This window comes from Enterobacter sp. HSTU-ASh6 (assembly GCF_026319105.1).
Lineage (GTDB): Bacteria > Pseudomonadota > Gammaproteobacteria > Enterobacterales > Enterobacteriaceae > Enterobacter > Enterobacter sichuanensis.
In genome coordinates this window covers 241559-264422 of record NZ_WSPD01000004.1, presented here as the reverse complement: position 1 = coordinate 264422, position 22864 = coordinate 241559, and the positions used below count along the sequence as shown (strand labels likewise).

The window sequence follows — 22864 nt, the reverse complement described above, 5'->3', positions numbered from 1 at the left end:
TATCGGTATGCGCCAGTTCCATGCCTCGCTTTTACCCTCTTTTACGCTTTTGACACTGGCTTAATGCCCGCAATTACTTTAGCATTACCTTAATTAAGTAAATGCTAAATCATCATGACTGAACTCGAACAGCTTCAGGCCAGCGCAGAGCAGGCCGCCAACCTTTTAAAAGCGATGAGCAACCCACGCAGGCTGCTGATCCTCTGCACACTCTGCGGCGCGCCGGGGACCAGCGCAGGCGAACTGGCCCGCGCGACCGGCCTTAGCGCCTCTGCCACGTCGCAGCATCTGGCGCGTATGCGTGAAGAGGGTCTGATCGACAGCACCCGCGACGCGCAGCGCATTCTCTATTTCATTAAAAACGATGCGGTGCATCAGCTCATCAGCACCCTGAAAACCGTTTATTGTCCGTAAGGAGCCGCCATGTCACTTCCTCTGATTTCACCTCAACAGGCCAGCGCGCGCGTCGCAGAAGGGGCAAAACTGATTGATATCCGTGATGCCGACGAATACGCCCGCGAGCATATTCCTGTCGCCCGGTCCGTGCCGCTGGATACCCTGCCCGCAGGGCTTAAAGCCGAGGCCGGTGACACGATAATTTTCCACTGCCAGTCCGGTGCCCGGACCTCGGGGAATGCCGATCGCCTTGCCCGGGCAGCCTCGCCCGCTCAGACCTTTGTGATCGAAGGGGGGATTCAGGGCTGGAAGCAGGCCGGGCTGGAGACCGTCGAAGACAGATCCCAGCCGCTGCCGCTGATGCGTCAGGTGCAGATTGCCGCCGGGCTGCTCATTCTGTGCGGCGTGGTGCTGGGCTATAGCGTCTCCGGCGGCTTTTTCCTGCTCAGCGGTTTTGTCGGAGCCGGGCTGCTGTTCGCCGGTGTGACGGGCTTTTGCGGTATGGCGAGACTGCTCAGGGTGATGCCCTGGAACCGGCGTACCTCGTAATCCGTCATCGGTGAAATACGCTGTACCCGACGTCCTGCGTGGGCTAAGGTGAAGATCGCTAAAACGATGAGGAGGTTCTATGTTTGCTGTCGGTGATTATGTACAACCGCGTCAGGGCGGGCCAAAACTGAAAGTGCTCGACGTGAAGGGGGATAGCATTGTGGCGGTGCAGGCCAGCAATGAAGAGGGTGAGAAATTTACCCTGAAAGCAGCAGAAGTCGTGCTGTATAGCGAAGAAGGTGATTTCGGCGTCTGCTAAAGAGACATCCGGGCGGACGCTTCCGCCCGGCTCACGGATTAGATCAGAAAATCATCCAGTGATTTACCGTTAGCCAGTGCGCTGGCAATAGGCTTCGGCGTACGCCCCTGGCCGGTCCACGTTTTCTCTTCACCGTTCTGGTCAATAAAGCGATATTTCGCTTCACGCGGTTTACGTTTTTTCACCGTTTTACCCGCCAGCGCCCGTTCAGAGTTCAGCAGTTCGGTTGGAGAAATACCATCGGCTTTCATCAGTTCCAGCAGGGCATTAATTTTTTCCTGCTGCTCAGCGCGCTGCTGTTCTAATTCCGCCAGCTCACTCCGTTTCTCTTCGGCAACGACCCTGACCTTTTCCAGCATTTCCTCAAGAACGTCCAGGGATAATTCACGCGCCATGGCGCGCAGAGTTCGGATATTATTAAGATTCTGTAACGTCAAAGACATATTATTTGAAAACCTTTTCTTTGGGTAAATAGATAAATCACCGAAAGAGTAATTCATTTCAGCGAAAATATCTACCCACGGGTCCGCTCTGCCAATAATGCCAATACCTTTATATGTCACCCTTTATATTATCATATACGGTTTGCGGGGTATGTTTGCATTGATCTCTGACCACACTATAAATGGTCAACCTTAAGCCAAATTACAGCATTCTGCGCCCCCCCGGAACGACACTTATACACGCGTCAGCACCACCACCAATAACCAATTGTTTTTAAATAAAAAAGTATTAAGCGGGACAGATTATAACGAACCGGTCAAAAAACAATCATTTTTAGAGAATTTTGTGGACAAAACGCGATTAAATAAAAATTAATCACTAGTTGTTAGTTCAAACACAGAGAGATACGCTATACACGTCAAACAAACCAACCTAAAGCACTATGCGCTGCGGGAAAATCGTTTCTTTTGTGTTCTTCTCAAGGAGTTCAGCCATGTTCTCACCGCAATCACGCCTGCGCCATGCGGTAGCGGATACTTTCGCGATGGTTGTCTACTGTTCCGTCGTGAACATGCTGATTGAAATATTCCTCTCCGGAATGACCTTTGAGCAGTCACTTTCCTCTCGCCTGGTGGCGATCCCGGTCAATATTATTATTGCCTGGCCTTACGGTTTATACCGCGATGCGGTAATGCGTTTTGCGCGGCGACTCAGCCCCGCTGGCTGGGTGAAAAACCTGGCAGACGTTCTGGCGTATGTGACCTTCCAGTCTCCGGTTTACGTGGCCATTCTGCTGACGGTGGGGGCGGACTGGCACCAGATCGCGGCGGCAGTCAGCTCAAATATTGTGATTTCAATGCTGATGGGGGCGGTGTATGGCTATTTCCTCGACTACTGTCGCCGCCTGTTCAGGGTCAGCCAGTACAGCCAGGCAAAAGCGTAATGTGAAGCGACTGGCGAACGCCAGTCGCAAGTTTACTGTACGTCGCCAAACAGGCCTTTCAAAAACCGTTCCAGCGCCATACGCGAGCTGAAGCCATGCGGAATACCATAATGCTCATGCGTCTCGCCGCCTAAATAGAGCGGGAATTGCTGATAATGATCGCAGGTTTTAATATCCGAGGCTGGCTCAGCAAATGACAAACTTCTGTCTTTCAGCGTCGGGTGAATAATGAGAGCGGTACGTCCCATTCTTGCTTCACGATTAACGTAAACGTAATTCTCGCCACGGCGATAACCATACGCTTTTGGTGTCACCTCATCCATGGTGAATCCCTCTTTTTCAAGAACGCGCGCCACCTCATCAGGTCGTAAATACATATCTTTTCCTCGTTATCTTTTCCTGCCCGGCAACCTTACAGTATTCAGCATTAGCAGGGCTTTCAGAATAGTCCATAAACTGCCGTATAACGCGTGATGCGCTTCAGATATTAAATTTCTGAACTAAACTGAACGGGAACACAAGATTACGGAGGAACGTATGTTTAACAGACCGAACCGAAACGATATTAATGACGACGCGCAGGATATTCGTAATGATGTCAGCCAATTAGCGGATTCGCTGGAAGAGGTGCTGAAATCCTGGGGAAGTGGCGCGAAGGACGAAGCGGATGCGGCTAAACGTAAGGCTCAGTCTCTGCTCCGTGAAACCCGTGCGCGTCTGAACGGACGTACCCGTACGACTCAGGCGGCCTGCGATGCGGTCAGCTGCGCAACCACCTTCGTGCGCGAAAAACCGCTCTGCACGCTGGGCACGGTAGCGGCAGTCGGGATTTTCGTCGGAGCCCTGCTTAGCCTGCGTAAATAACGCCTTGTGAGATGTTTTTCTGCCCCGGTGGCCAGCGGCTACCGGGGCTTTTCTTTGCCCGAACGCCTGAAAAACCCGTACAGCCCGCCCTGCCCCGCTGTGCTCATCACAGGGGCGATATCAATCTAAATTTCCCATATCTTGTATGGTTGAAAGTTAAGGCAACTACATCTAGTATTCCTTTTAGCAAGAGACACACAACCTGACGCGATGATTCGCGCCGCTCTCTCATTTTAAATGGAAATACGAATCATGAGCATTATTATTTACACACGTAACGATTGTGTTCAGTGCCACGCCACAAAACGTGCGATGGAAAGCCGTGGTGTGGCTTTTGAGATGGTGAATATTGATCAGCAGCCCGAGGCCGCCGATACCCTGCGTGCGCAGGGGTTCCGTCAGCTTCCTGTCGTTGTCGCCGGGGAGCTTAGCTGGTCTGGTTTCCGTCCGGACATGATCAACCGCCTGAGCGCGCAGGCCGTCCGGGCATGAGTGGGCTGGTTTTCTTCTCCAGCAGCTCGGAAAACACGCTTCGTTTTATTGAGCGCGTCGGGCTGCCAGCGGTGCGCATTCCGCTCAACGAGCGGGAGCGCATCCGGGTAGAGGAACCGTACATTCTGGTGGTGCCGAGCTATGGCGGCGGCGGCACGGCGGGGGCCGTTCCCCGTCAGGTGATCCGCTTTCTCAACGATCCTCATAACCGCGGGCTGATCCGCGGCGTGATTGCGGCGGGCAACCGCAATTTCGGCGATGCCTTTGGCCGCGCCGGGGATGTCATCTCTCAAAAATGCGGCGTGCCGTATCTCTATCGCTTCGAGCTCATGGGGACACAACAGGACGTCGAAAACGTGCGTAAAGGAGTGAACGAATTTTGGCAACGACAACCGCAGAACGGGTAATTCAGGCGACGCCGGATTACCACGCATTAAACGCAATGCTTAACCTCTACGATCGTCAGGGGCGCATTCAGTTCGGGAAAGATCGCGAGGCGGTGGACGCCTTTTTTGCCGCCCATGTGCGGCCCAACAGCGTGACCTTTGCGAGCCAGAATGAGCGCCTCGACTATCTGATCAAAGAGGGCTACTACGACGCTCGCGTCCTGTCCCGCTATCAACGCCCCTTCGTTGTGAAGCTTTTTGAACGCGCGCACGCCAGCGGTTTTCGTTTCCAGACCTTCCTTGGTGCATGGAAGTACTACACCAGCTACACCCTGAAAACCTTTGACGGTAAACGCTACCTGGAAAGCTTTGAAGATCGCGTAGTGATGGTGGCGTTGACGCTGGCGCAGGGTGATGAAGCGCTGGCGCAACAGCTAAGCGATGAGATCCTCTCCGGGCGCTTCCAGCCCGCCACGCCAACCTTCCTCAACTGCGGCAAGGCCCAGCGCGGCGAGCTGGTCTCCTGCTTCCTGCTACGCATTGAAGACAATATGGAGTCAATTGGCCGCGCGGTGAATTCAGCGCTACAGCTTTCCAAACGCGGCGGCGGCGTGGCGTTTTTGCTCTCTAACCTGCGTGAAGCCGGGGCGCCGATCAAGCGCATCGAAAACCAGTCCTCCGGGGTGATCCCGGTGATGAAGATGCTGGAAGATGCCTTCTCCTATGCCAACCAGCTTGGCGCGCGTCAGGGTGCAGGCGCGGTTTACCTGCATGCGCACCATCCGGATATTCTGCGGTTTCTGGATACCAAACGCGAAAACGCCGACGAAAAAATCCGTATCAAAACCCTGTCGCTGGGGGTGGTGATCCCGGATATTACCTTCCGGCTTGCCAAAGAGAATGCTGAGATGGCGCTCTTCTCGCCGTATGACATCGAGCGAATTTACGGCAAAGCCTTTGGCGATGTGGCCATCAGCGAGCGCTACGACGAACTGGTGGCCGACGATCGTATTCGCAAAAAATATATCAACGCCCGCGATTTCTTCCAGACGCTGGCCGAAATTCAGTTTGAGTCCGGCTATCCGTACATCATGTACGAGGACACGGTGAACCGCGCCAACCCGATTGCCGGGCGCATCAACATGAGCAACCTGTGTTCGGAGATTTTGCAGGTCAATAGCGCGTCCCGCTATGACGAGAACCTCGACTACGCGGAGATCGGCAAGGATATCTCGTGCAACCTCGGGTCGCTGAATATTGCCCATACCATGGATTCCCCCGACTTTGGCCGCACGGTGGAGACGGCCATTCGCGGCCTGACGGCGGTGTCGGACATGAGCCACATCCGCAGCGTGCCGTCCATTGAAGCAGGTAACGCCGCGTCGCACGCTATCGGCCTTGGGCAGATGAACCTGCACGGCTATCTGGCGCGGGAAGGCATTGCCTACGGCAGCTCGGAAGGGCTGGATTTCACCAATCTCTATTTTTACACCATCACCTGGCATGCGCTGCACACCTCGATGATGCTGGCGCGCGAGCGTAACCAGCGCTTCGCGGGCTTTGAGCACTCCCGCTACGCCAGCGGAGAGTATTTCAGCCAATACCTGGAAGGCGACTGGCAGCCGAAAACAGCGCGAGTGCGTGAGCTGTTTGCCCGCGCCGGGATCGTTCTGCCGACGCGCGAGATGTGGCAGCAGTTGCGAGATGACGTGATGCGTTACGGCATCTATAACCAGAACCTGCAGGCGGTGCCGCCAACCGGGTCAATCTCCTACATCAACCACGCCACGTCGAGCATTCACCCGATTGTGTCAAAAATAGAGATCCGCAAGGAAGGCAAAACCGGGCGCGTTTACTACCCTGCCCCGTTTATGACCAATGAGAACCTGGCACTGTATCAGGACGCGTACGAGATCGGACCGGAGAAAATCATCGATACCTACGCCGAGGCGACAAAACATGTGGATCAGGGGCTGTCGCTGACGCTCTTCTTCCCGGACACCGCCACCACGCGGGATATCAATAAAGCGCAGATCTACGCCTGGAAAAAAGGCATTAAAACGCTCTACTACATTCGCCTGCGCCAGCTTGCGCTGGAAGGCACCGAAATTGAAGGCTGCGTGTCCTGCGCGCTGTAAGGAGAAAGGATGAAACTATCACGCGTGAGCGCCGTTAACTGGAACAAAATCCAGGACGACAAAGATCTGGAGGTGTGGAACCGGCTGACCAGCAACTTCTGGCTGCCGGAAAAGGTTCCGCTCTCCAACGATATCCCGGCCTGGCAAACGCTCAGCCACGCCGAACAGCAGTTGACGATCCGCGTCTTTACCGGTCTGACGCTGCTGGACACCATCCAGAATACCGTCGGCGCACCCGCCCTGATGCATGATGCGCTGACGCCTCACGAAGAGGCGGTGATGTCCAACATCAGCTTTATGGAGGCGGTGCACGCCCGCTCCTACAGCTCGATATTCTCCACGCTGTGCCAGACCAAAGATGTGGATGCAGCGTACCGCTGGAGTGAGGAGAGCGAGTCATTGCAGCGCAAGGCCCGCCTGGTGCTGGACTATTATCAGGCTGATGAGCCGCTGAAGAAGAAAATCGCCAGCGTGTTTCTGGAATCTTTCCTCTTCTATTCCGGCTTCTGGCTGCCAATGTACTGGTCGAGCCGCGGCAAGCTGACCAACACCGCCGATTTGATTCGCCTTATCATCCGCGATGAAGCGGTACACGGGTATTACATCGGCTATAAATATCAGAAAGGACTTGAGAAAGTCAGCGAGACGAAGCGTGAGGAGCTCAAAGGGTTTGCGCTCGATTTGCTGATGGATCTGTACGACAACGAGCTGAGCTATACCGAGGAACTGTACGCCGGTACCGGCTGGGAGGAGGACGTGAAGGCCTTCCTCTGCTACAACGCCAACAAGGCGCTGATGAACCTGGGGTACGACGCGATGTTCCCGCCGGAGATGGCGGAGGTCAACCCGGCGATTCTGTCCGCGCTGTCGCCCAACGCTGACGAAAACCACGATTTTTTCTCGGGCTCGGGGTCGTCGTACGTGATGGGTAAAGCGGTGGAAACGGAGGACGAAGACTGGGATTTTTAATGAACGCTAACGTTCGTTAATTTAATATAAACCCAACATTTTTCTCTCGAATATTTACAAAGCGACTACACTGTCATTTCCACGTCATATTCGCCTGAATCGTCATGTTCAGGCGAAATTCCCCGATGCCGCAGCAAAAAATTGAGAAAAATTCAAACCACGCTCAGCCCTTTACTCATGGGAAATTCAGCCGTTTCGCTTACCTGAAAATTCACGTCATAAGCAAACACAGGGTTGTCTCAGATTCTGAGTATGTTAGGGTTATGCCCGTTAACAATTTACCATGGTAATCATATCGACATAAACAAATAACAGGACACTCTCTATTGCATGGCAATTAAATTAGAAGTGAAAAATCTTTATAAGGTATTTGGCGAGCATCCACAGCGCGCATTCAAATATATTGAGAAAGGCCTTTCGAAAGAGCAAATTCTGGAAAAAACCGGGCTATCGCTTGGCGTGAAAAACGCCAGTCTGGCCATTGAAGAAGGCGAGATTTTTGTCATCATGGGATTATCCGGTTCGGGTAAATCCACTATGGTTCGCCTTCTCAATCGCCTGATTGAACCCACCCGCGGGCAGGTGCTGATTGACGGCGTGGATATCGCCAGAATATCCGACGCTGAGCTTCGCGAGGTGCGCAGAAAGAAGATTGCGATGGTGTTCCAGTCATTCGCGCTGATGCCGCACATGACGGTGCTGGATAATACCGCCTTTGGCATGGAATTGGCCGGTACGCCCGCTCAGGAACGTCAGGAAAAAGCCCTTGATGCGCTGCGTCAGGTCGGGCTGGAAAATTATGCCCATGCGTACCCGGATGAACTTTCCGGCGGTATGCGCCAGCGCGTGGGATTAGCCCGCGCATTAGCCATTAATCCGGATATTTTATTAATGGATGAAGCCTTCTCGGCCCTCGACCCATTAATTCGCACAGAGATGCAGGATGAGCTGGTAAAATTACAGGCGAAACATCAGCGCACCATTGTTTTTATTTCTCACGATCTGGATGAAGCCATGCGAATTGGCGACCGTATTGCCATTATGCAAAATGGTGAAGTGGTGCAGGTCGGCACGCCGGATGAAATTCTCAATAATCCGGCCAATGATTATGTGCGCACCTTCTTCCGTGGCGTGGATATTAGCCAGGTCTTTAGCGCCAAAGATATTGCCCGCAGAACGCCCAACGGCATTATCCGTAAAACGCCCGGTTTTGGCCCGCGCTCGGCCCTCAAGCTGCTGCAGGACGAAGACCGTGAATACGGTTATCTGGTTGAACGTGGCAATAAATTTGTTGGCGTTGTCTCCATCGACTCTCTGAAAACCGCCCTTGGCGAAAACCAGGGAATCGATGCGGCGTTAATTGACGCTCCGCTTGCCGTGGACGCCGAAACGCCGCTCAGCGAGTTGCTCTCTCACGTCGGCCAGGCGCCATGCGCCGTGCCGGTCGTGGGTGAGGAACAACAGTACGTCGGCATCATCTCAAAACGCATGTTGCTGCAGGCTTTAGATCGCGAGGGGGCAAACAATGACCGATCAATCTAACCCGTGGGGTACCACTGAAGCCGCGGACAGCGCGGCGCAATCTGCCGATGCGTGGGGCTCCACGCCAGCTCCTGCCGACGGTGGGGGTGCAGCAGACTGGCTGAACAGCGCGCCCGCGCCTGCGCCAGAGCATTTCAATATTATGGATCCGTTCCACAAGACGCTGATCCCGCTGGACAGCTGGGTCACGGAGGGGATCGACTGGGTGGTCACTCACTTCCGCCCGCTCTTCCAGGGGATCCGCATCCCGGTCGATTACATCCTTAACGGCTTCCAGCAGCTGATGCTGGGCATGCCAGCGCCGGTGGCGATTGTGCTGTTTTCCCTGATCGCCTGGCAGTTTGGCAGCACGGGGATGGGGATCGCCACGCTGATCTCATTGATTGCGATCGGTGCCATCGGAGCCTGGTCGCAGGCGATGATCACCCTGGCGCTGGTGCTGACCGCCCTGCTCTTCTGCATTGTCATCGGCCTGCCGATGGGGATCTGGCTGGCGCGCAGCCCGAGGGCGGCGAAGATCATTCGTCCCCTGCTTGATGCGATGCAGACCACGCCGGCGTTCGTCTATCTGGTACCTATCGTCATGCTGTTCGGCATCGGCAACGTGCCGGGGGTCGTGGTGACCATTATCTTCGCCCTGCCGCCGATTATTCGTCTGACCATTCTGGGCATTAACCAGGTCCCTGCGGATTTGATCGAAGCGTCACGCTCGTTTGGCGCCAGCCCGCGTCAGATGCTGTTTAAGGTTCAGCTCCCGCTGGCAATGCCGACCATCATGGCAGGCGTTAACCAGACGCTGATGCTGGCGCTGTCGATGGTGGTGATTGCCTCGATGATTGCCGTAGGCGGTCTCGGTCAGATGGTGCTGCGCGGCATTGGCCGTCTCGACATGGGGCTGGCTACCGTTGGCGGCGTCGGGATTGTGATCCTCGCCATTATTCTTGACCGCCTGACCCAGGCCGTCGGTCGTGATTCACGCAGTCGCGGCAACCGTCGCTGGTACACCACCGGCCCCGTCGGGTTACTCACCCGCCCATTCATTAAATAAGGAACAACGATGCGACAGAGCGTACTTTTTGCCACAGCGTTTGCCACCCTTGTCTCCACCAGCGCATTCGCCGCTGACCTGCCGGGCAAAGGCATTACCGTGCAGCCGGTGCAGAGCACCATTTCGGAAGAGAGCTTCCAGACCCTGCTGGTCAGCCGCGCGCTGGAGAAGCTGGGCTACACGGTTAACACGCCGAGCGAAGTGGATTACAACGTCGGCTACACCTCGATTGCCTCCGGTGATGCCACCTTTACCGCCGTAAACTGGCAGCCGCTGCACGACGATATGTATGCCGCCGCCGGCGGCGATAAGAAATTCTACCGCGAAGGCACTTTTGTAACCGGTGCGGCCCAGGGGTATCTGATCGACAAGAAAACCGCCGACCAGTATCACATCACCAATATTGCGCAGCTGAAAGATCCGCAGATCGCGAAGCTGTTTGACACCAACGGCGACGGTAAAGCCGACATGATGGGCTGCTCGCCGGGCTGGGGTTGTGAAGCGGTGATTAACCACCAGAACAAAGCGTTTGATCTGGCGAAAACGGTCGAGGTGAGCCACGGCAACTATTCGGCGATGATGGCCGACACCATCGCCCGCTTCAAAGAGGGCAAACCGGTGATCTATTACACCTGGACGCCATACTGGGTGAGCGACGTGCTGAAGCCGGGTAAAGACGTGGTGTGGCTGCAGGTGCCGTTCTCCTCCCTGCCGGGCGAGCAAAAGGATATCGACACTAAACTGCCGAACGGCATGAACTACGGTTTCCCGGTGAACACTATGCACATCGTCGCCAACAAAGCCTGGGCAGAGAAAAACCCGGCGGCGGCGAAGCTGTTTTCGGTGATGAAGCTGCCGCTGGCGGACATTAACGCCCAGAACGCAATGATGCATGCGGGCAAATCCTCTGAGGCGGATGTGAAAGGTCATGTGGACGGCTGGATCAAAGCCCACCAGCAGCAGTTTGACGGCTGGGTGAAAGAGGCGCTTGCAGCGCAGAAGTAAAAATACCCCCCTCACCCGGCCCTCTCCCCAAAGGGGAGAGGGCCGGGTGAGGGGCCCAAACCGCACAATCCATCACGTAACAATCCCACACTATTCACAATCATTAGCTATTATGGTTTCCGGAAAAATAATCACTTCACTAACGATTCCTGAAACTAATGACCAAAACAACTCAAGGGCTTAGCCCCGCACTCATCCTTTTAATGTCCGTGGCAACGGGTCTGGCGGTCGCCAGCAACTACTACGCGCAACCTCTTCTCGACACCATCGCCCGCGCGTTCAACCTCTCTGCCAGCTCCGCAGGCTTTATTGTTACGGCCGCGCAGCTCGGCTATGCCGCCGGGCTGCTGTTCCTGGTGCCGCTGGGCGATATGTTTGAACGCCGGATGCTGATTGTCTCAATGACCCTGCTGGCCGCCGTCGGGATGCTGATCACCGCCAGCAGCCAGTCGCTGACGATGATGATCGTCGGTACCGCGCTTACGGGGCTGTTCTCCGTGGTGGCACAAATTCTGGTGCCTCTCGCGGCGACCCTCGCCTCCCCGGAAAAACGCAGCAAGGTGGTGGGTACCATCATGAGCGGCCTGCTGCTGGGGATTTTGCTGGCGCGTACCGTTGCAGGACTGCTGGCAAGCCTCGGCGGCTGGCGCACCGTTTACTGGGTGGCGAGCGTCCTGATGGTCGTTATGGCGCTGGCGCTGTGGCGCGGCCTGCCGAAGGTGAAGCAGGAGAACCACCTGAACTATCCGCAGCTGCTGGCCTCCGTGTTTAGCCTGTTCACGCAGGATAAACTTCTGCGCACCCGCGCCCTGCTCGGCTGTTTCACCTTCGCTAACTTCAGCATTCTGTGGACGTCGATGGCGTTTCTGCTTGCCGCCCCGCCGTTCAATTATTCCGAAGGGGTGATTGGTCTGTTCGGTCTGGCCGGTGCCGCTGGCGCGCTGGGCGCGCGTCCCGCGGGTGGGCTGGCCGACAAGGGCAAATCTCACCTGACCACCTCCGCAGGGCTGGTTTTACTCCTGCTCTCCTGGGCGGCAATATGGTACGGGCACGTCTCGGTGCTGGCGCTGATTGTCGGTATTCTGGTGCTCGATCTCACCGTGCAGGGCGTTCATATCACCAACCAGACCGTGATCTACCGCGTGAAGCCAGAGGCGCGTAACCGCCTCACGGCCGGATACATGACCAGCTACTTTATTGGCGGCGCAGCGGGTTCGCTCATTTCCGCCTCGGCGTGGCAGCATGCCGGCTGGTCCGGCGTGTGTGGGATTGGCGCCATCGTTGCCGCACTCAACCTGGTGGTATGGTGGCGTGGTTACCATCGCCAGGAGGCAATTCATTAAGTTTTACATTGCGTTGGGCCTCTTAGGGTGTAAAGAGGCCCCTCAGTCTGTTAATGTAAACGTAATCATTTATCCCAGAAATTTTAATGTGGGTGACATATTTACAATCGGCATGAACAGTTCAGACCCCCGTCCTCACATCCTCTCTTCAGCGGGTTCACACCCTACCCTTTCTGTGCTCACCGGGTCACGGACTTACCCGGCGCTTTCTGATGGTGACATTAATTTGGCGGATATAACCGCACAAATAATTCATTTACATTATTTGTCACCGTCGTTACTATATCGGCTGTAATTAATGAGGTTATGCCCAAATGGATAGTTCGTTTACGCCCATTGAACAAATGCTTAAATTCCGCGCCAGTCGCCATGAGGACTTCCCGTACCAGGAGATCCTGCTGACTCGCCTGTGCATGCACATGCAGGGTAAGCTACTGGAAAACCGTAATAAAATGCTGAAAGCTCAAGGGATTAACGAGACGTTGTTTATGGCGTTGATTACGCTGGAGTCTCAGGAAAACCATAGCATTCAGCCTTCCGAATTGAGCTGCGCGCTGGGCTCCTCCCGTACCAATGCGACCCGTATTGCCGATGAGCTTGAAAAGCGTGGCTGGATTGAACGCCGTGAAAGCGACAACGATCGCCGCTGCCTGCATCTGCAACTGACCGACAAAGGTCACCAGTTCCTGCGTGAGGTGCTGCCACCTCAGCACAATTGCCTGCACAAACTGTGGTCCGCCCTCAGCGCTGCCGAGCGCGACCAGCTTGAGCACATCACTCGCAAGCTGCTCACCCGTCTGGACCAGATGGATGAAGACGGCGCCGTTCTTGAGGCGCTGCGCTAACGCGACGACACGCTCAACCATCCAGATTCATAAGAAAACCGACAGGCCAGCACGTCACACTGCTGGCCTTTCTGACAACAGGTCGGCTCAGCCGATGTGAAAATAAGAAGATCGTGGAGAACAACAATGAGCGCAAATGCGGAGAGCACTACCCCGCAGCAACCGGCCAATAAGAAAGGCAAACGTAAGAGCGCCCTTCTTCTGTTGACCTTGCTCTTTATCATTATTGCCGTGGCATATGGGATCTATTGGTTTTTAGTACTGCGTCATGCTGAGGAAACAGACGACGCGTACGTGGCAGGGAACCAGGTACAAATTATGGCGCAGGTGTCGGGCAGCGTGACGAAAGTCTGGGCTGACAATACCGACTTTGTGCAAAAAGGCGATGTGTTGGTGACCCTCGATCCGACCGACGCCCAGCAGGCATTTGAGAAAGCGAAGACCGCGCTGGCCTCCAGCGTCCGTCAGACCCGCCAGCTGATGATCAACAGCAAACAGCTGCAGGCCAACATCGACGTGCAGAAAACCGCACTTGCCCAGGCGCAGAGCGACCTGAACCGCCGCGTACCGCTCGGCAGCGCCAACCTGATTGGCCGTGAAGAGCTGCAGCACGCGCGTGACGCCGTTGCCAGCGCTCAGGCACAGCTGGATGTCGCCATTCAACAGTACAACGCCAACCAGGCGATGGTGCTGGGCACCAGCCTCGAAAACCAGCCAGCCGTACAGCAGGCCGCGACTGAAGTGCGCAACGCATGGCTTGCCCTCCAGCGTACCAAAATCGTCAGCCCGATGACCGGCTATGTCTCCCGCCGTTCCGTCCAGCCAGGGGCGCAGATTAGCCCTACCACCCCGCTGATGGCGGTCGTGCCGGCGGACAATCTGTGGGTTGATGCCAACTTTAAAGAGACGCAGCTCGCCCATATGCGTATCGGCCAGACCGCGACGGTTGTCAGCGACATCTACGGCGATGACGTGAAGTACACCGGGAAAGTGGTTGGCCTGGATATGGGGACCGGCAGCGCCTTCTCCCTGCTGCCCGCGCAGAACGCCACCGGTAACTGGATCAAAGTGGTCCAGCGTCTGCCTGTGCGTATCGAACTGGATGCCAAACAGCTGGCGGATCACCCGCTGCGTATCGGCCTCTCTACGCTGGTGACGGTCGACACCGCCAACCGCGATGGTCAGATCCTGGCAAGCCAGGTGCGTAGCAGCCCGGCGTATGAGAGTAACGCCCGTGAAATTAGCCTCGATCCGGTCAACAAGCTGATCGATGACATCGTGAAGGCAAACGCCGGTTAATCCGAAGGTGAGCGTTATGCAACAGCAAAAGCCGCAAAAACCGCTGGAGGGCGCGCAGCTGGTCATTATGACCATTGCACTGTCGCTGGCGACATTCATGCAGGTGCTGGACTCCACCATCGCAAACGTGGCCATCCCGACCATCGCCGGTAACCTTGGCTCGTCCCTGAGCCAGGGAACCTGGGTCATCACCTCGTTTGGGGTGGCGAACGCCATCTCCATTCCGATTACCGGCTGGCTGGCGAAGCGCGTCGGGGAAGTGAAGCTGTTCCTCTGGTCCACGGTGGCGTTTGTGCTGGCCTCCTGGGCCTGCGGCATGTCCAGCAGCCTGACGATGCTGATTTTCTTCCGCGTCATTCAGGGGATAGTCGCGGGGCCGCTGATCCCGCTCTCCCAGAGTTTGCTGTTGAGCAACTACCCTCCCGCAAAACGCTCCGTCGCGCTGGCGCTGTGGTCGATGACCGTTATCGTCGCGCCTATCTGCGGACCGATTCTGGGTGGCTACATCAGCGATAACTACCACTGGGGCTGGATCTTCTTTATCAACGTCCCGATTGGTGCCGTCGTGGTGCTGATGACGCTGCAATCCCTGCGCGGCCGTGAAACGCGTACCGAGCAGCGGCGTATCGACAGCATCGGGCTGGCGCTGCTGATCCTCGGCATCGGCAGTCTGCAGATCATGCTCGACCGCGGTAAAGAGCTCGACTGGTTCAACTCGCAGGAAATTATCATCCTGACCATTGTCGCGGTGGTGTCGCTGAGCTTCCTGATTGTCTGGGAGCTGACGGACGAAAACCCGATAGTCGATCTCTCACTGTTTAAGTCGCGAAATTTCACCATCGGCTGTCTGTGTATCAGCCTCGCCTATATGCTCTACTTCGGCGCGATTGTTCTGCTGCCGCAGCTGTTGCAGGAGGTGTATGGATATACCGCAACCTGGGCGGGTCTGGCGTCCGCGCCGGTCGGGGTGATCCCGGTCCTGCTGTCGCCGATTATTGGCCGCTTTGCCCACAAGCTCGACATGCGTCGGCTGGTGACCTTCAGCTTCATTATGTATGCGGTGTGCTTCTACTGGCGCGCGTATACCTTTGAGCCGGGAATGGACTTTGGCGCCTCTGCGTGGCCGCAGTTTATTCAGGGCTTCGCGGTTGCGTGCTTCTTTATGCCGCTGACCACCATCACGCTCTCCGGCCTGCCGCCTGAGCGTCTGGCGGCTGCGTCGAGCCTGTCGAACTTCACCCGTACACTGGCGGGCTCCATCGGGACGTCGATCACCACCACCCTGTGGACAAACCGTGAATCGATGCACCACGCGCAACTGACCGAAGCGGTGAATCCCTACAACCCGAATGCGCAGCAGATGTATAGCCAGCTTCAGGGAATGGGCATGACGGAGCAGCAGGCGTCCGGCTGGATTGCCCAGCAGATCACCAACCAGGGGCTGATTATCTCGGCTAACGAGATTTTCTGGATTTCGGCAGGGATCTTTATCGTCCTGCTGGGGCTGGTGTGGTTTGCCAGACCGCCGTTTGGTGCCGGTGGCGGGGGTGGCGGCGCGCATTAGTCCTCTGCGCGGGTTGCCCGGTGGCGCTGCGCTTACCGGGCCTACAAATAATCCTGTAGGCCGGGTAAGGCATAGCCGCCACCCGGCAACCATCACCTCCCTGTCCAAAACGCGACAGCAATTGTCACCTCCGATAAAGCAGCGCGCCTGAAATCCCTTCACGATAGTGAAAAGACAACAGGAGCGCATCATGCTGAACACACCCGCCGACAAGTACCAGCCTTATCCCGCTATTTCTCTTCCCGACCGCCGCTGGCCGGAGCAACGCATTACCCACGCGCCGCGCTGGCTCTCCACCGACTTACGCGACGGCAACCAGGCCCTGGCCGAGCCGATGGACAGCGCGCGCAAGCTGCAGTTCTGGGATCTGCTGCTGAGCTGCGGGTTTAAAGAGATCGAGGTCGCTTTTCCCTCCGCCTCGCAGACGGATTTCAACTTTGTCCGCCAGCTGATTGAAGAGAACCGCATTCCGGATGACGTTACGATTCAGGTGCTCACTCAGGCGCGGGAAGATCTCATCCATCGTACTTTTGAATCCCTGCGCGGTGCGAAGCAGGCCACCGTCCATCTGTATAACGCCACCGCTCCGCTGTTCCGCCGCCTGGTATTCGGCATGGAGAAAGGGCAAATCGTTGAGCTGGCGACGCGCGCCACGCGGCTCATCCGTAAGCTGTGCGAGGAAAATCCCGACACCCGCTGGCAGTATGAATACTCTCCGGAGACCTTCTGCTTTACCGAGCCGGAATTTGCGCTGGAGATTTGTGAAGCCGTGGCGGAGATCTGGCAACCGTGCGACGAACGCCCGATGGTGATCAACTTACCCGCGACCGTCGAAGTGAGCACGCCGAACGTCTATGCCGATCAGATCGAGTATTTCTGTCGCCACTTTAGCCGCCGCCGCGATGTCTGCATCAGCGTGCATCCGCATAACGACCGCGGTACCGGCGTTGCCAGCGCCGAGCTGGCCGTGATGGCGGGCGCTGACCGCGTGGAGGGCTGTCTCTTCGGGAACGGGGAACGTACAGGCAACGTCTGCCTGGTGACGCTGGCGATGAACCTTTACAGCCAGGGTATTAGCCCGAATCTGGACTTTAGCGATATGAACCGGGTGGTGGAAGTGGTGGAAACCTGCAACCAGCTGCCGGTGCATCCGCGCCATCCGTGGGCCGGACGTCTGGCCTATACCGCCTTCTCCGGCTCGCACCAGGACGCCATCAAAAAAGGCTTTGATGCCCGCAGGCCAGGCGACCGCTGGGAGATGCCTTACCTGCCCGTTGACCCGCAGGATATCGGCTGCACCTATGAAGCGGTGATCCGCGTGAACAGCCAGTCAGGGAAAAGCGGCAGCGCGTGGCTTATCGAGCAGAATCATGGTCTGAAATTACCCCGCGCCCTGCAGCAGGATTTCAGCCAGCATGTACAGCAGGAAACCGACCGCCACGGAAAAGAGATGACGCAAAACGCGCTGTGGCAGCTGTTCCGCACCCGCTACGGCCTGGTGGCAACGCCGCCGTTAGCGCTGCAATCCTATCGCAGCGATGGCCAGCAGGACGGTCAGCTGCGTTTGACGGCAAGCATCTGTACGCAGGGGGGAACGCGCCAGCTCGAAGGTCAGGGTAACGGCCTGCTGTCCGCCGCCGCTCAGGGGTTAAGCCGCTGGGTCAACGCGCCGTTCGTGATTAAGGATTATCACGAACATTCGTTAGGCGAACGCAGCGACAGCCGTTCGGTGGCGTACATTCGCTGCCTGTTTCAGGACGGCAGCAACCGCTGGGGCGTGGGAATTGACAGCGACGTCTCGCGCGCCTCGCTTCAGGCACTTTTTAATGCGGTTAGCTGTCTTTGAAGTAGTCGCTGGGTGAAATGCCCATCACCCGGCGGAACATGGCCGTAAAGGCGCTGTGACTGCCGTAACCCAGTTCCAGCGCCACCCGAAGCACCGGCTGGCCCTGCGCCAGCCGTACCAGCGCCTCCAGCAGGCGCGCCCGTCTCAGCCACTCACCGTAGCTTAATCCCGTCTGCTGCTGAAAATGGCGGTTCATTGTGCGCTCGCTCATGCCTAGCAGGCCCGCGGCTTGTGCACTGCTCCAGCTCTCCCCGGCGGTCTGGCGGATCTGCTGGCAAAGACGGCGTAGCGGTTCACTTTCCGGCTCCGGGAGATGAAACGGCAGTACCGGCATAAGGCGAATTTCATCCAGAATGAGCTCATACACGCGTTCGTCTCGGCTCCCCGGTGCGTAAGACTCGGGAAGCGAGAGCGCAGCGAGGATCAGTTCCCGCAGCAGCGGGGAGATCTGCACGATCTGGCAGGTGGCCGGGAGATCGGCCCGCGCCAGCGGATCGATAAACAGCGTGCGCGCCGCCACGTTGCCGGTAATACGCAACGAGTGACGGGTACCCGCCGGTAGCCAGACGCCGCGGCCCGGAGGGACAACCCAGCAGCCGGATGCGGTATCTACCCGTACCACGCCGCTCAGGGTATGCAGCAGTTGCGCGCAGTCATGCTCATGCCACGGCTCGTTGTCACCATGAACGTAATCATGGGCAAACGGCACAAGGGGACGATGGGTAAAGGAGAAGGTTAAGGTTGTGGTCATGGGATTAAACCACCCTCACCCTACCCTCTCCCGGTGGGAGAGGGAGAAGGTGCACTAGATGTGCAGTTCCTGCAGTTTTTCTTTTGGCAGGGCCAGCTCTTCGTTGCTGTTCACGCGGACATCACGCTCGATGATGTGACGCGCAATCTCCTGCGCTTCTTCCAGAGAGTGCATCTGGTAAGTCCCACACTGGTAAACGTTCAGCTCAGGGATCTGGCTCTGCTCTTTTACCTTCAGCACATCCTGCATGGCCGCTTTCCAGGCATCTGCCACACGTTTCTCTTCAGGCTGGCCAATCAGGCTCATGTAGAAGCCGGTACGGCAGCCCATTGGAGAGATATCGATGATCTCAACGCCGTTGCCGTTCAGGTGGTCACGCATGAAACCAGCGAACAGGTGTTCCAGCGTATGAATGCCTTTCTCCGGCATCACTTCTTTGTTTGGCACGCAGAAACGCAGATCGAAGACGGTGATCGTGTCGCCGTGCGGGGTGTGCATGGTCTTCGCCACGCGGACTGCAGGTGCTTCCATACGGGTATGGTCGACAGTAAAGCTATCTAATAACGGCATACGTCACCTCCGGTAGTGATTTTTTTTAAAATAAACTGAACTCTTCTACAGAATGCGCGTCTGAGTATATGAAAGACGCGCATTTGTTATCATCATCCCTGAATTCAGAGATGTATATTTTGGCCACAGCGATGTGGCCTTTTTCTTTTCTGCTTAAGCCTGCTTCGCCAGAAACGCCTCAAACGACTCCGAATCCGCCGCTTCAACCTCTTTCTGACGCACCACGGACGCATCGCGTTCCGCAACGAAATCCGCTTCGCTCAGGACTTCTAATGGCTCTTGCAACAGCATCTCACGGTATTCCGCCGCAAGCGAACGCCCGGTACCGCCGATGCCCTGATCAATCATAGAACGCAGAATACGTGCTGAGAACGTCAGCTCCGGGTTATCAAAGCATTCCACCAGCTGGTCGCAAATCTGCTGATACGCGTCGCCGCCCTCCATGCTGTCCATCGTCCGGGCAACACGCTTCAGGTCACGGAACAGATCTTTACCGACTTTCGTCAGCGGGAACTGTGCGGTTTCACAGCCGATACCCAGCGTCAGGCCTGGTTTACGCCCTTCCAGAATCACGCGGTTCCAGTTTGTACGGGTACAGAGCAGTTCGTCTGAACTCATTTCCGGCGCATCCGCCAGCACGCACCAGACCATAAACAGGTCCAGGAAGCGAACCTGCTGTTCATCAACGCCAATCGGTGAGAACGGGTTGATATCCAGCGAGCGCACTTCAATGTATTCAATCCCACCGCGCTGCAGCGCATCCGACGGGGTTTCACCGCTGCGCGTCACGCGCTTAGGACGAATTGGCGCATACAGCTCGTTTTCAATCTGCAGGACGTTGCTGTTGATCTGCAGGCGCTTACCGTCTTTTTCGAGGCCGATTTTTTCGTACTCTTCCGACGGGGTTTTGATCGCCCGCTTCAATCCTGCCACATATTCGTGCAATTCGTTAAACGTAATACCGAGATTGCTTTGCGATTTATTGGTATAACCCAGATCGCTCAGGCGCAGAGAGGTGGCATATGGGAGATAGTACATTCCACACTCGGTCTTCTCGAACGGCAGCGTCGTCGGTTTCCCCTGCAGGAACGACGAGCAGATGGCCGGCGACGCACCAAACAGATAAGGAATAACCCAGCCGAAGCGGTAATAGTTGCGGATCAGGCGGAAATAGCCCGCGGAGATCGCGTCCTTATCCGTTTCACCGCATTTCGCCTGCCAGAAAGCCATTGGCAGCGAGAAATTGTAGTGCACGCCCGAAATTGTCTGCATCAACGCGCCGTAGCGGTTTTTCAGCCCTTCACGGTAGAGCGTTTTCAGCCGGCCGATATTCGATGTGCCGTACTGTGCCAGCTCAATCTCCTGGCCCTGCTCGATATAACACGGCATGCTGAGAGGCCACATACGCTCGTCGCCCAGATTACGCGCCGTGTAGCGATGGATATCGCGCATGATCGTCAGCATATGATCAATATCGCCTTCTACCGGGGTGATAAACTCCAGCAGTGCTTCAGCGAAATCGGTTGTGATCCATTTATGTGTCAGCGCCGAGCCTAACGCCTTCGGGTGACCCGTCGTCGCTAAACTACCGTCCGCGTTAACGCGCAGCGTTTCACGCTCAAGACCACGCTGAATACCCTTCAATGCCTGAGGGTGGTTTTCCAGCCAGGCCAGCGCCTGAGATACGTCCGGGATCAAATTGACCTCCCGCCTGTCAAAGTAATGTTACTCAGCATAATTGTAATGGTTGACGATTGAAGGTCGCGTATTCATTCCACCAATTAGTGCCACCACGTCATACCCTGCAGCGTTGCCCATGCCACAAGGACATAACGCACCGCTTTGCCAAGGCACAAAAAAAAGAGCACTGGTCCCCAGGAGATGCGCATCCATCCCGCCAGCAGACACAGTAAATCGCCTATTACAGGCATCCAGCTTAATAACAGCGTGGCAGCGCCATAGCGTTTTAGCCAGCCGACTGCCTTTTCCTGCCAGCGCGATGTCTCACGCAGCGGAAAGAAACGCCCAAGAATAACGTTAGTCAGCCCTCCAAGGCTATTACCCATTGTTGCTATTAACACCAGCAGCCAGGGCTGACTCACGCCGGACAACAGCATCGCCACCAGCACCACTTCCGAATTGCCCGGTAACAGCGTGGCGCTTAAGAAACTGCTGGCGAATAATGAGGCAAGTGACAGTGCGTCACTCACAGTAAGCGCACATCCACCGCGGCCATGCCGGCATCACGCGCGGCCTGAATACCGAAATCGGCATCTTCAAACACGACGCATTTTGCCGCCGGGACGCCCATTAATTCTGCGCAAAGCAGGAAGGTGTCCGGTGCTGGCTTGTGGTGCTTAACATGATCGGCGGCGACCACGGCAGAAAAATAGTGGCGCAGGCCAAGATGATTGAGTAAGGCTTCTGCAATCGCGCTTTCGCTGCCCGTGCCGACCGACATTGGGCGACGTCCGTGCCACGCTTTTACCACGTCAACCAGCGGCAACGGGCGGACAGTATCTAAAAGCATGGCTTTTACCGCATCGGTTTTTTCGCGCGCGAGCAGGTGCGGGTCGAGATCGGCCTGATTCAGTTCAATCACGGCCTGCGCAATACGCCAGGTGGGCGATCCGTTAAGGGCAATCATCGCCTGAAGATCGAAACGCATGCCGTAGCGGCCCAGGACGTCAGTCCAGGCTTGACGATGCGTAGGTTCGGTATCCAGGAGAGTGCCATCCATATCGAAGATCAAACCGTCATACTGTGCGTACATCGTGCTCTCGCTAAACGATTAACAAAGCATTACTTTATCGTAAAAGGTGTTTTTTGTCGCTGACTGAGAGTGTGATTGCTGACGGAACGTCGAAGGAATAAACAAAGAAGGAGAAGATGGTGCATCCGGGAGGATTCGAACCTCCGACCGCTCGGTTCGTAGCCGAGTACTCTATCCAGCTGAGCTACGGATGCATCGGGGAAATGCTTTTAGAAACAGTAAATGGTGCATCCGGGAGGATTCGAACCTCCGACCGCTCGGTTCGTAGCCGAGTACTCTATCCAGCTGAGCTACGGATGCATCGGGGAAATGCTTTTAGAAACAGTAAATGGTGCATCCGGGAGGATTCGAACCTCCGACCGCTCGGTTCGTAGCCGAGTACTCTATCCAGCTGAGCTACGGATGCATCGGGATTTACTACTGTACTGCTCGATATTCATATCACTTCTAAAGCAATATGAAGTAATAGATGGTGCATCCGGGAGGATTCGAACCTCCGACCGCTCGGTTCGTAGCCGAGTACTCTATCCAGCTGAGCTACGGATGCAAAATGGCGGTGAGGCGGGGATTCGAACCCCGGATGCAGCTTTTGACCGCATACTCCCTTAGCAGGGGAGCGCCTTCAGCCTCTCGGCCACCTCACCACACAACGCCTCTTTCGAGTGCTTCGAGTGACTCGTTAAGAGCTTCTCGTCGCTGCGTGGCGCATATATTACTTTCTGGGACTTATAAGTCAAACAATTTTCCAAAAGCTTTTATCGTTTGCACAAATCACAGGCAATTCGCATGTAAAAGCCGCAAAGAGGGTGTTTTATAAGCGGATTTTGCAGGCATCTTC

Annotated in this window: 24 protein-coding genes and 5 tRNA genes; 17 read left to right on the top strand and 12 right to left on the bottom strand. The window is 56.1% G+C overall.

Annotated elements, in window-relative coordinates:
- The first annotated feature begins 114 nt into the window (after window positions 1-114).
- The 3 genes from GM298_RS06895 (at window position 115) to GM298_RS06885 (ending at window position 1204) form a co-directional block, all read left to right on the top strand.
- Window positions 115-414 (top strand): ArsR/SmtB family transcription factor, encoded by a 300-nt coding sequence (locus GM298_RS06895; RefSeq protein ID WP_025759722.1) that lies wholly within the window; start codon window positions 115-117, stop codon window positions 412-414.
- Between the two features lie 9 nt (window positions 415-423).
- The gene (locus GM298_RS06890) at window positions 424-945 is read left to right on the top strand and encodes a rhodanese family protein (RefSeq protein WP_025759723.1); all 522 of its coding nucleotides are present in this window, start codon (window positions 424-426) and stop codon (window positions 943-945) included.
- Between the two features lie 79 nt (window positions 946-1024).
- Window positions 1025-1204 (top strand): hypothetical protein, encoded by a 180-nt coding sequence (locus GM298_RS06885; RefSeq protein WP_025759725.1) that lies wholly within the window; start codon window positions 1025-1027, stop codon window positions 1202-1204.
- A 38-nt stretch (window positions 1205-1242) separates the two neighbouring features.
- Here GM298_RS06885 and stpA read toward each other — a convergent pair whose 3' ends face one another.
- On the bottom strand, window positions 1243-1647 hold the full coding sequence (gene stpA, locus GM298_RS06880; protein ID WP_025759726.1) for a DNA-binding protein StpA: 405 nt from the start codon (window positions 1645-1647) through the stop codon (window positions 1243-1245).
- Between the two features lie 494 nt (window positions 1648-2141).
- Here stpA and alaE point away from each other — a divergent pair, with 494 nt between their 5' ends.
- A complete protein-coding gene (alaE, locus tag GM298_RS06875; protein WP_025759727.1) occupies window positions 2142-2591 on the top strand; it encodes an L-alanine exporter AlaE in 450 nt (149 codons plus the stop codon).
- 32 nt (window positions 2592-2623) lie between these two features.
- Here alaE and GM298_RS06870 read toward each other — a convergent pair whose 3' ends face one another.
- Window positions 2624-2968 carry a DUF2002 family protein gene (locus GM298_RS06870; RefSeq protein WP_008502568.1) on the bottom strand — a complete coding sequence of 115 codons (345 nt, stop codon included), beginning with the start codon at window positions 2966-2968 and terminating at the stop codon, window positions 2624-2626.
- Between the two features lie 160 nt (window positions 2969-3128).
- On the opposite strand from GM298_RS06870, the gene GM298_RS06865 reads away from it, so the two are divergent.
- The 13 genes from GM298_RS06865 (at window position 3129) to leuA (ending at window position 17932) form a co-directional block, all read left to right on the top strand.
- Window positions 3129-3455 carry a DUF883 domain-containing protein gene (locus GM298_RS06865; RefSeq protein WP_025759729.1) on the top strand — a complete coding sequence of 109 codons (327 nt, stop codon included), beginning with the start codon at window positions 3129-3131 and terminating at the stop codon, window positions 3453-3455.
- Between the two features lie 252 nt (window positions 3456-3707).
- Window positions 3708-3947, top strand: coding sequence for a glutaredoxin-like protein NrdH (gene nrdH / locus GM298_RS06860; protein ID WP_047959307.1), 240 nt, complete (start codon window positions 3708-3710; stop codon window positions 3945-3947).
- Window positions 3944-4354, top strand: coding sequence for a class Ib ribonucleoside-diphosphate reductase assembly flavoprotein NrdI (gene nrdI, locus GM298_RS06855; protein WP_021241965.1), 411 nt, complete (start codon window positions 3944-3946; stop codon window positions 4352-4354). The genes nrdH and nrdI overlap by 4 nt, the downstream gene beginning before the upstream one ends.
- Complete coding sequence (nrdE, locus tag GM298_RS06850; protein ID WP_266153827.1) at window positions 4327-6471, top strand: class 1b ribonucleoside-diphosphate reductase subunit alpha; 2145 nt, start codon at window positions 4327-4329, stop codon at window positions 6469-6471. The genes nrdI and nrdE overlap by 28 nt, the downstream gene beginning before the upstream one ends.
- Before the next feature lie 9 nt (window positions 6472-6480).
- Complete coding sequence (gene nrdF / locus GM298_RS06845; protein WP_045286361.1) at window positions 6481-7440, top strand: class 1b ribonucleoside-diphosphate reductase subunit beta; 960 nt, start codon at window positions 6481-6483, stop codon at window positions 7438-7440.
- Window positions 7441-7770: 330 nt separating this feature from the next.
- Window positions 7771-8982, top strand: coding sequence for a glycine betaine/L-proline ABC transporter ATP-binding protein ProV (gene proV, locus GM298_RS06840; RefSeq protein WP_045286363.1), 1212 nt, complete (start codon window positions 7771-7773; stop codon window positions 8980-8982).
- Window positions 8966-10030, top strand: coding sequence for a glycine betaine/L-proline ABC transporter permease ProW (gene proW / locus GM298_RS06835; protein WP_266153826.1), 1065 nt, complete (start codon window positions 8966-8968; stop codon window positions 10028-10030). The genes proV and proW overlap by 17 nt, the downstream gene beginning before the upstream one ends.
- 9 nt (window positions 10031-10039) lie before the next feature.
- Entirely contained in the window at window positions 10040-11035 is a 996-nt protein-coding gene (proX, locus tag GM298_RS06830) for a glycine betaine/L-proline ABC transporter substrate-binding protein ProX (protein ID WP_047959310.1), read from the top strand.
- A 158-nt stretch (window positions 11036-11193) separates the two neighbouring features.
- The gene (locus tag GM298_RS06825) at window positions 11194-12378 is read left to right on the top strand and encodes an MFS transporter (RefSeq protein WP_266153824.1); all 1185 of its coding nucleotides are present in this window, start codon (window positions 11194-11196) and stop codon (window positions 12376-12378) included.
- A gap of 314 nt (window positions 12379-12692) precedes the next feature.
- Window positions 12693-13223, top strand: coding sequence for a transcriptional repressor MprA (mprA, locus tag GM298_RS06820; protein ID WP_047959312.1), 531 nt, complete (start codon window positions 12693-12695; stop codon window positions 13221-13223).
- Window positions 13224-13349: 126 nt separating this feature from the next.
- Window positions 13350-14522 carry a multidrug efflux MFS transporter periplasmic adaptor subunit EmrA gene (emrA, locus tag GM298_RS06815; RefSeq protein WP_045286064.1) on the top strand — a complete coding sequence of 391 codons (1173 nt, stop codon included), beginning with the start codon at window positions 13350-13352 and terminating at the stop codon, window positions 14520-14522.
- Between the two features lie 16 nt (window positions 14523-14538).
- On the top strand, window positions 14539-16086 hold the full coding sequence (emrB, locus tag GM298_RS06810; protein WP_025757132.1) for a multidrug efflux MFS transporter permease subunit EmrB: 1548 nt from the start codon (window positions 14539-14541) through the stop codon (window positions 16084-16086).
- Window positions 16087-16276: 190 nt separating this feature from the next.
- Complete coding sequence (gene leuA / locus GM298_RS06805) at window positions 16277-17932, top strand: 2-isopropylmalate synthase (protein ID WP_266153823.1); 1656 nt, start codon at window positions 16277-16279, stop codon at window positions 17930-17932.
- Here leuA and GM298_RS06800 read toward each other — a convergent pair.
- From GM298_RS06800 to GM298_RS06755, 10 genes are all read right to left on the bottom strand, one after another.
- Window positions 17919-18683, bottom strand: a complete 765-nt coding sequence (locus GM298_RS06800) for an AraC family transcriptional regulator (protein WP_095449261.1) — start codon at window positions 18681-18683, stop codon at window positions 17919-17921. The two genes, leuA and GM298_RS06800, sit on opposite strands and share 14 nt — an antisense overlap.
- Before the next feature lie 54 nt (window positions 18684-18737).
- On the bottom strand, window positions 18738-19253 hold the full coding sequence (gene luxS / locus GM298_RS06795; protein ID WP_025757129.1) for an S-ribosylhomocysteine lyase: 516 nt from the start codon (window positions 19251-19253) through the stop codon (window positions 18738-18740).
- Between the two features lie 153 nt (window positions 19254-19406).
- Complete coding sequence (gene gshA, locus GM298_RS06790; RefSeq protein WP_045286061.1) at window positions 19407-20951, bottom strand: glutamate--cysteine ligase; 1545 nt, start codon at window positions 20949-20951, stop codon at window positions 19407-19409.
- A gap of 83 nt (window positions 20952-21034) precedes the next feature.
- Window positions 21035-21463, bottom strand: coding sequence for a YqaA family protein (locus GM298_RS06785; RefSeq protein WP_025757127.1), 429 nt, complete (start codon window positions 21461-21463; stop codon window positions 21035-21037).
- A complete protein-coding gene (gene yqaB / locus GM298_RS06780) occupies window positions 21460-22026 on the bottom strand; it encodes a fructose-1-phosphate/6-phosphogluconate phosphatase (protein ID WP_025757126.1) in 567 nt (188 codons plus the stop codon). The genes GM298_RS06785 and yqaB overlap by 4 nt, the downstream gene beginning before the upstream one ends.
- Before the next feature lie 117 nt (window positions 22027-22143).
- Window positions 22144-22220: transfer RNA gene (locus tag GM298_RS06775), tRNA-Arg, on the bottom strand.
- A 29-nt stretch (window positions 22221-22249) separates the two neighbouring features.
- Window positions 22250-22326, bottom strand: a tRNA-Arg gene (locus GM298_RS06770).
- Between the two features lie 29 nt (window positions 22327-22355).
- A tRNA-Arg gene (locus GM298_RS06765) sits at window positions 22356-22432 on the bottom strand.
- Between the two features lie 64 nt (window positions 22433-22496).
- Window positions 22497-22573, bottom strand: a tRNA-Arg gene (locus GM298_RS06760).
- Window positions 22574-22577: 4 nt separating this feature from the next.
- Window positions 22578-22670 (bottom strand) — tRNA-Ser (locus GM298_RS06755).
- Window positions 22671-22864: the final 194 nt, after the last annotated feature.

What these genes read in the sequence shown, in the direction of transcription:
- GM298_RS06895 (WP_025759722.1), top strand. Translation starts at nt 115, where the DNA reads ATGACTGAACTCGAACAGCTTCAGGCCAGCGCAGAGCAGGCCGCCAAC.
- GM298_RS06890 (WP_025759723.1), top strand. Translation starts at nt 424, where the DNA reads ATGTCACTTCCTCTGATTTCACCTCAACAGGCCAGCGCGCGCGTCGCA.
- GM298_RS06885 (WP_025759725.1), top strand. Translation starts at nt 1,025, where the DNA reads ATGTTTGCTGTCGGTGATTATGTACAACCGCGTCAGGGCGGGCCAAAA.
- stpA (WP_025759726.1), bottom strand. Translation starts at nt 1,647, where the DNA reads ATGTCTTTGACGTTACAGAATCTTAATAATATCCGAACTCTGCGCGCC.
- alaE (WP_025759727.1), top strand. Translation starts at nt 2,142, where the DNA reads ATGTTCTCACCGCAATCACGCCTGCGCCATGCGGTAGCGGATACTTTC.
- GM298_RS06870 (WP_008502568.1), bottom strand. Translation starts at nt 2,968, where the DNA reads ATGTATTTACGACCTGATGAGGTGGCGCGCGTTCTTGAAAAAGAGGGA.
- GM298_RS06865 (WP_025759729.1), top strand. Translation starts at nt 3,129, where the DNA reads ATGTTTAACAGACCGAACCGAAACGATATTAATGACGACGCGCAGGAT.
- nrdH (WP_047959307.1), top strand. Translation starts at nt 3,708, where the DNA reads ATGAGCATTATTATTTACACACGTAACGATTGTGTTCAGTGCCACGCC.
- nrdI (WP_021241965.1), top strand. Translation starts at nt 3,944, where the DNA reads ATGAGTGGGCTGGTTTTCTTCTCCAGCAGCTCGGAAAACACGCTTCGT.
- nrdF (WP_045286361.1), top strand. Translation starts at nt 6,481, where the DNA reads ATGAAACTATCACGCGTGAGCGCCGTTAACTGGAACAAAATCCAGGAC.
- proV (WP_045286363.1), top strand. Translation starts at nt 7,771, where the DNA reads ATGGCAATTAAATTAGAAGTGAAAAATCTTTATAAGGTATTTGGCGAG.
- proW (WP_266153826.1), top strand. Translation starts at nt 8,966, where the DNA reads ATGACCGATCAATCTAACCCGTGGGGTACCACTGAAGCCGCGGACAGC.
- proX (WP_047959310.1), top strand. Translation starts at nt 10,040, where the DNA reads ATGCGACAGAGCGTACTTTTTGCCACAGCGTTTGCCACCCTTGTCTCC.
- GM298_RS06825 (WP_266153824.1), top strand. Translation starts at nt 11,194, where the DNA reads ATGACCAAAACAACTCAAGGGCTTAGCCCCGCACTCATCCTTTTAATG.
- mprA (WP_047959312.1), top strand. Translation starts at nt 12,693, where the DNA reads ATGGATAGTTCGTTTACGCCCATTGAACAAATGCTTAAATTCCGCGCC.
- emrA (WP_045286064.1), top strand. Translation starts at nt 13,350, where the DNA reads ATGAGCGCAAATGCGGAGAGCACTACCCCGCAGCAACCGGCCAATAAG.
- emrB (WP_025757132.1), top strand. Translation starts at nt 14,539, where the DNA reads ATGCAACAGCAAAAGCCGCAAAAACCGCTGGAGGGCGCGCAGCTGGTC.
- leuA (WP_266153823.1), top strand. Translation starts at nt 16,277, where the DNA reads ATGCTGAACACACCCGCCGACAAGTACCAGCCTTATCCCGCTATTTCT.
- GM298_RS06800 (WP_095449261.1), bottom strand. Translation starts at nt 18,683, where the DNA reads ATGACCACAACCTTAACCTTCTCCTTTACCCATCGTCCCCTTGTGCCG.
- luxS (WP_025757129.1), bottom strand. Translation starts at nt 19,253, where the DNA reads ATGCCGTTATTAGATAGCTTTACTGTCGACCATACCCGTATGGAAGCA.
- yqaB (WP_025757126.1), bottom strand. Translation starts at nt 22,026, where the DNA reads ATGTACGCACAGTATGACGGTTTGATCTTCGATATGGATGGCACTCTC.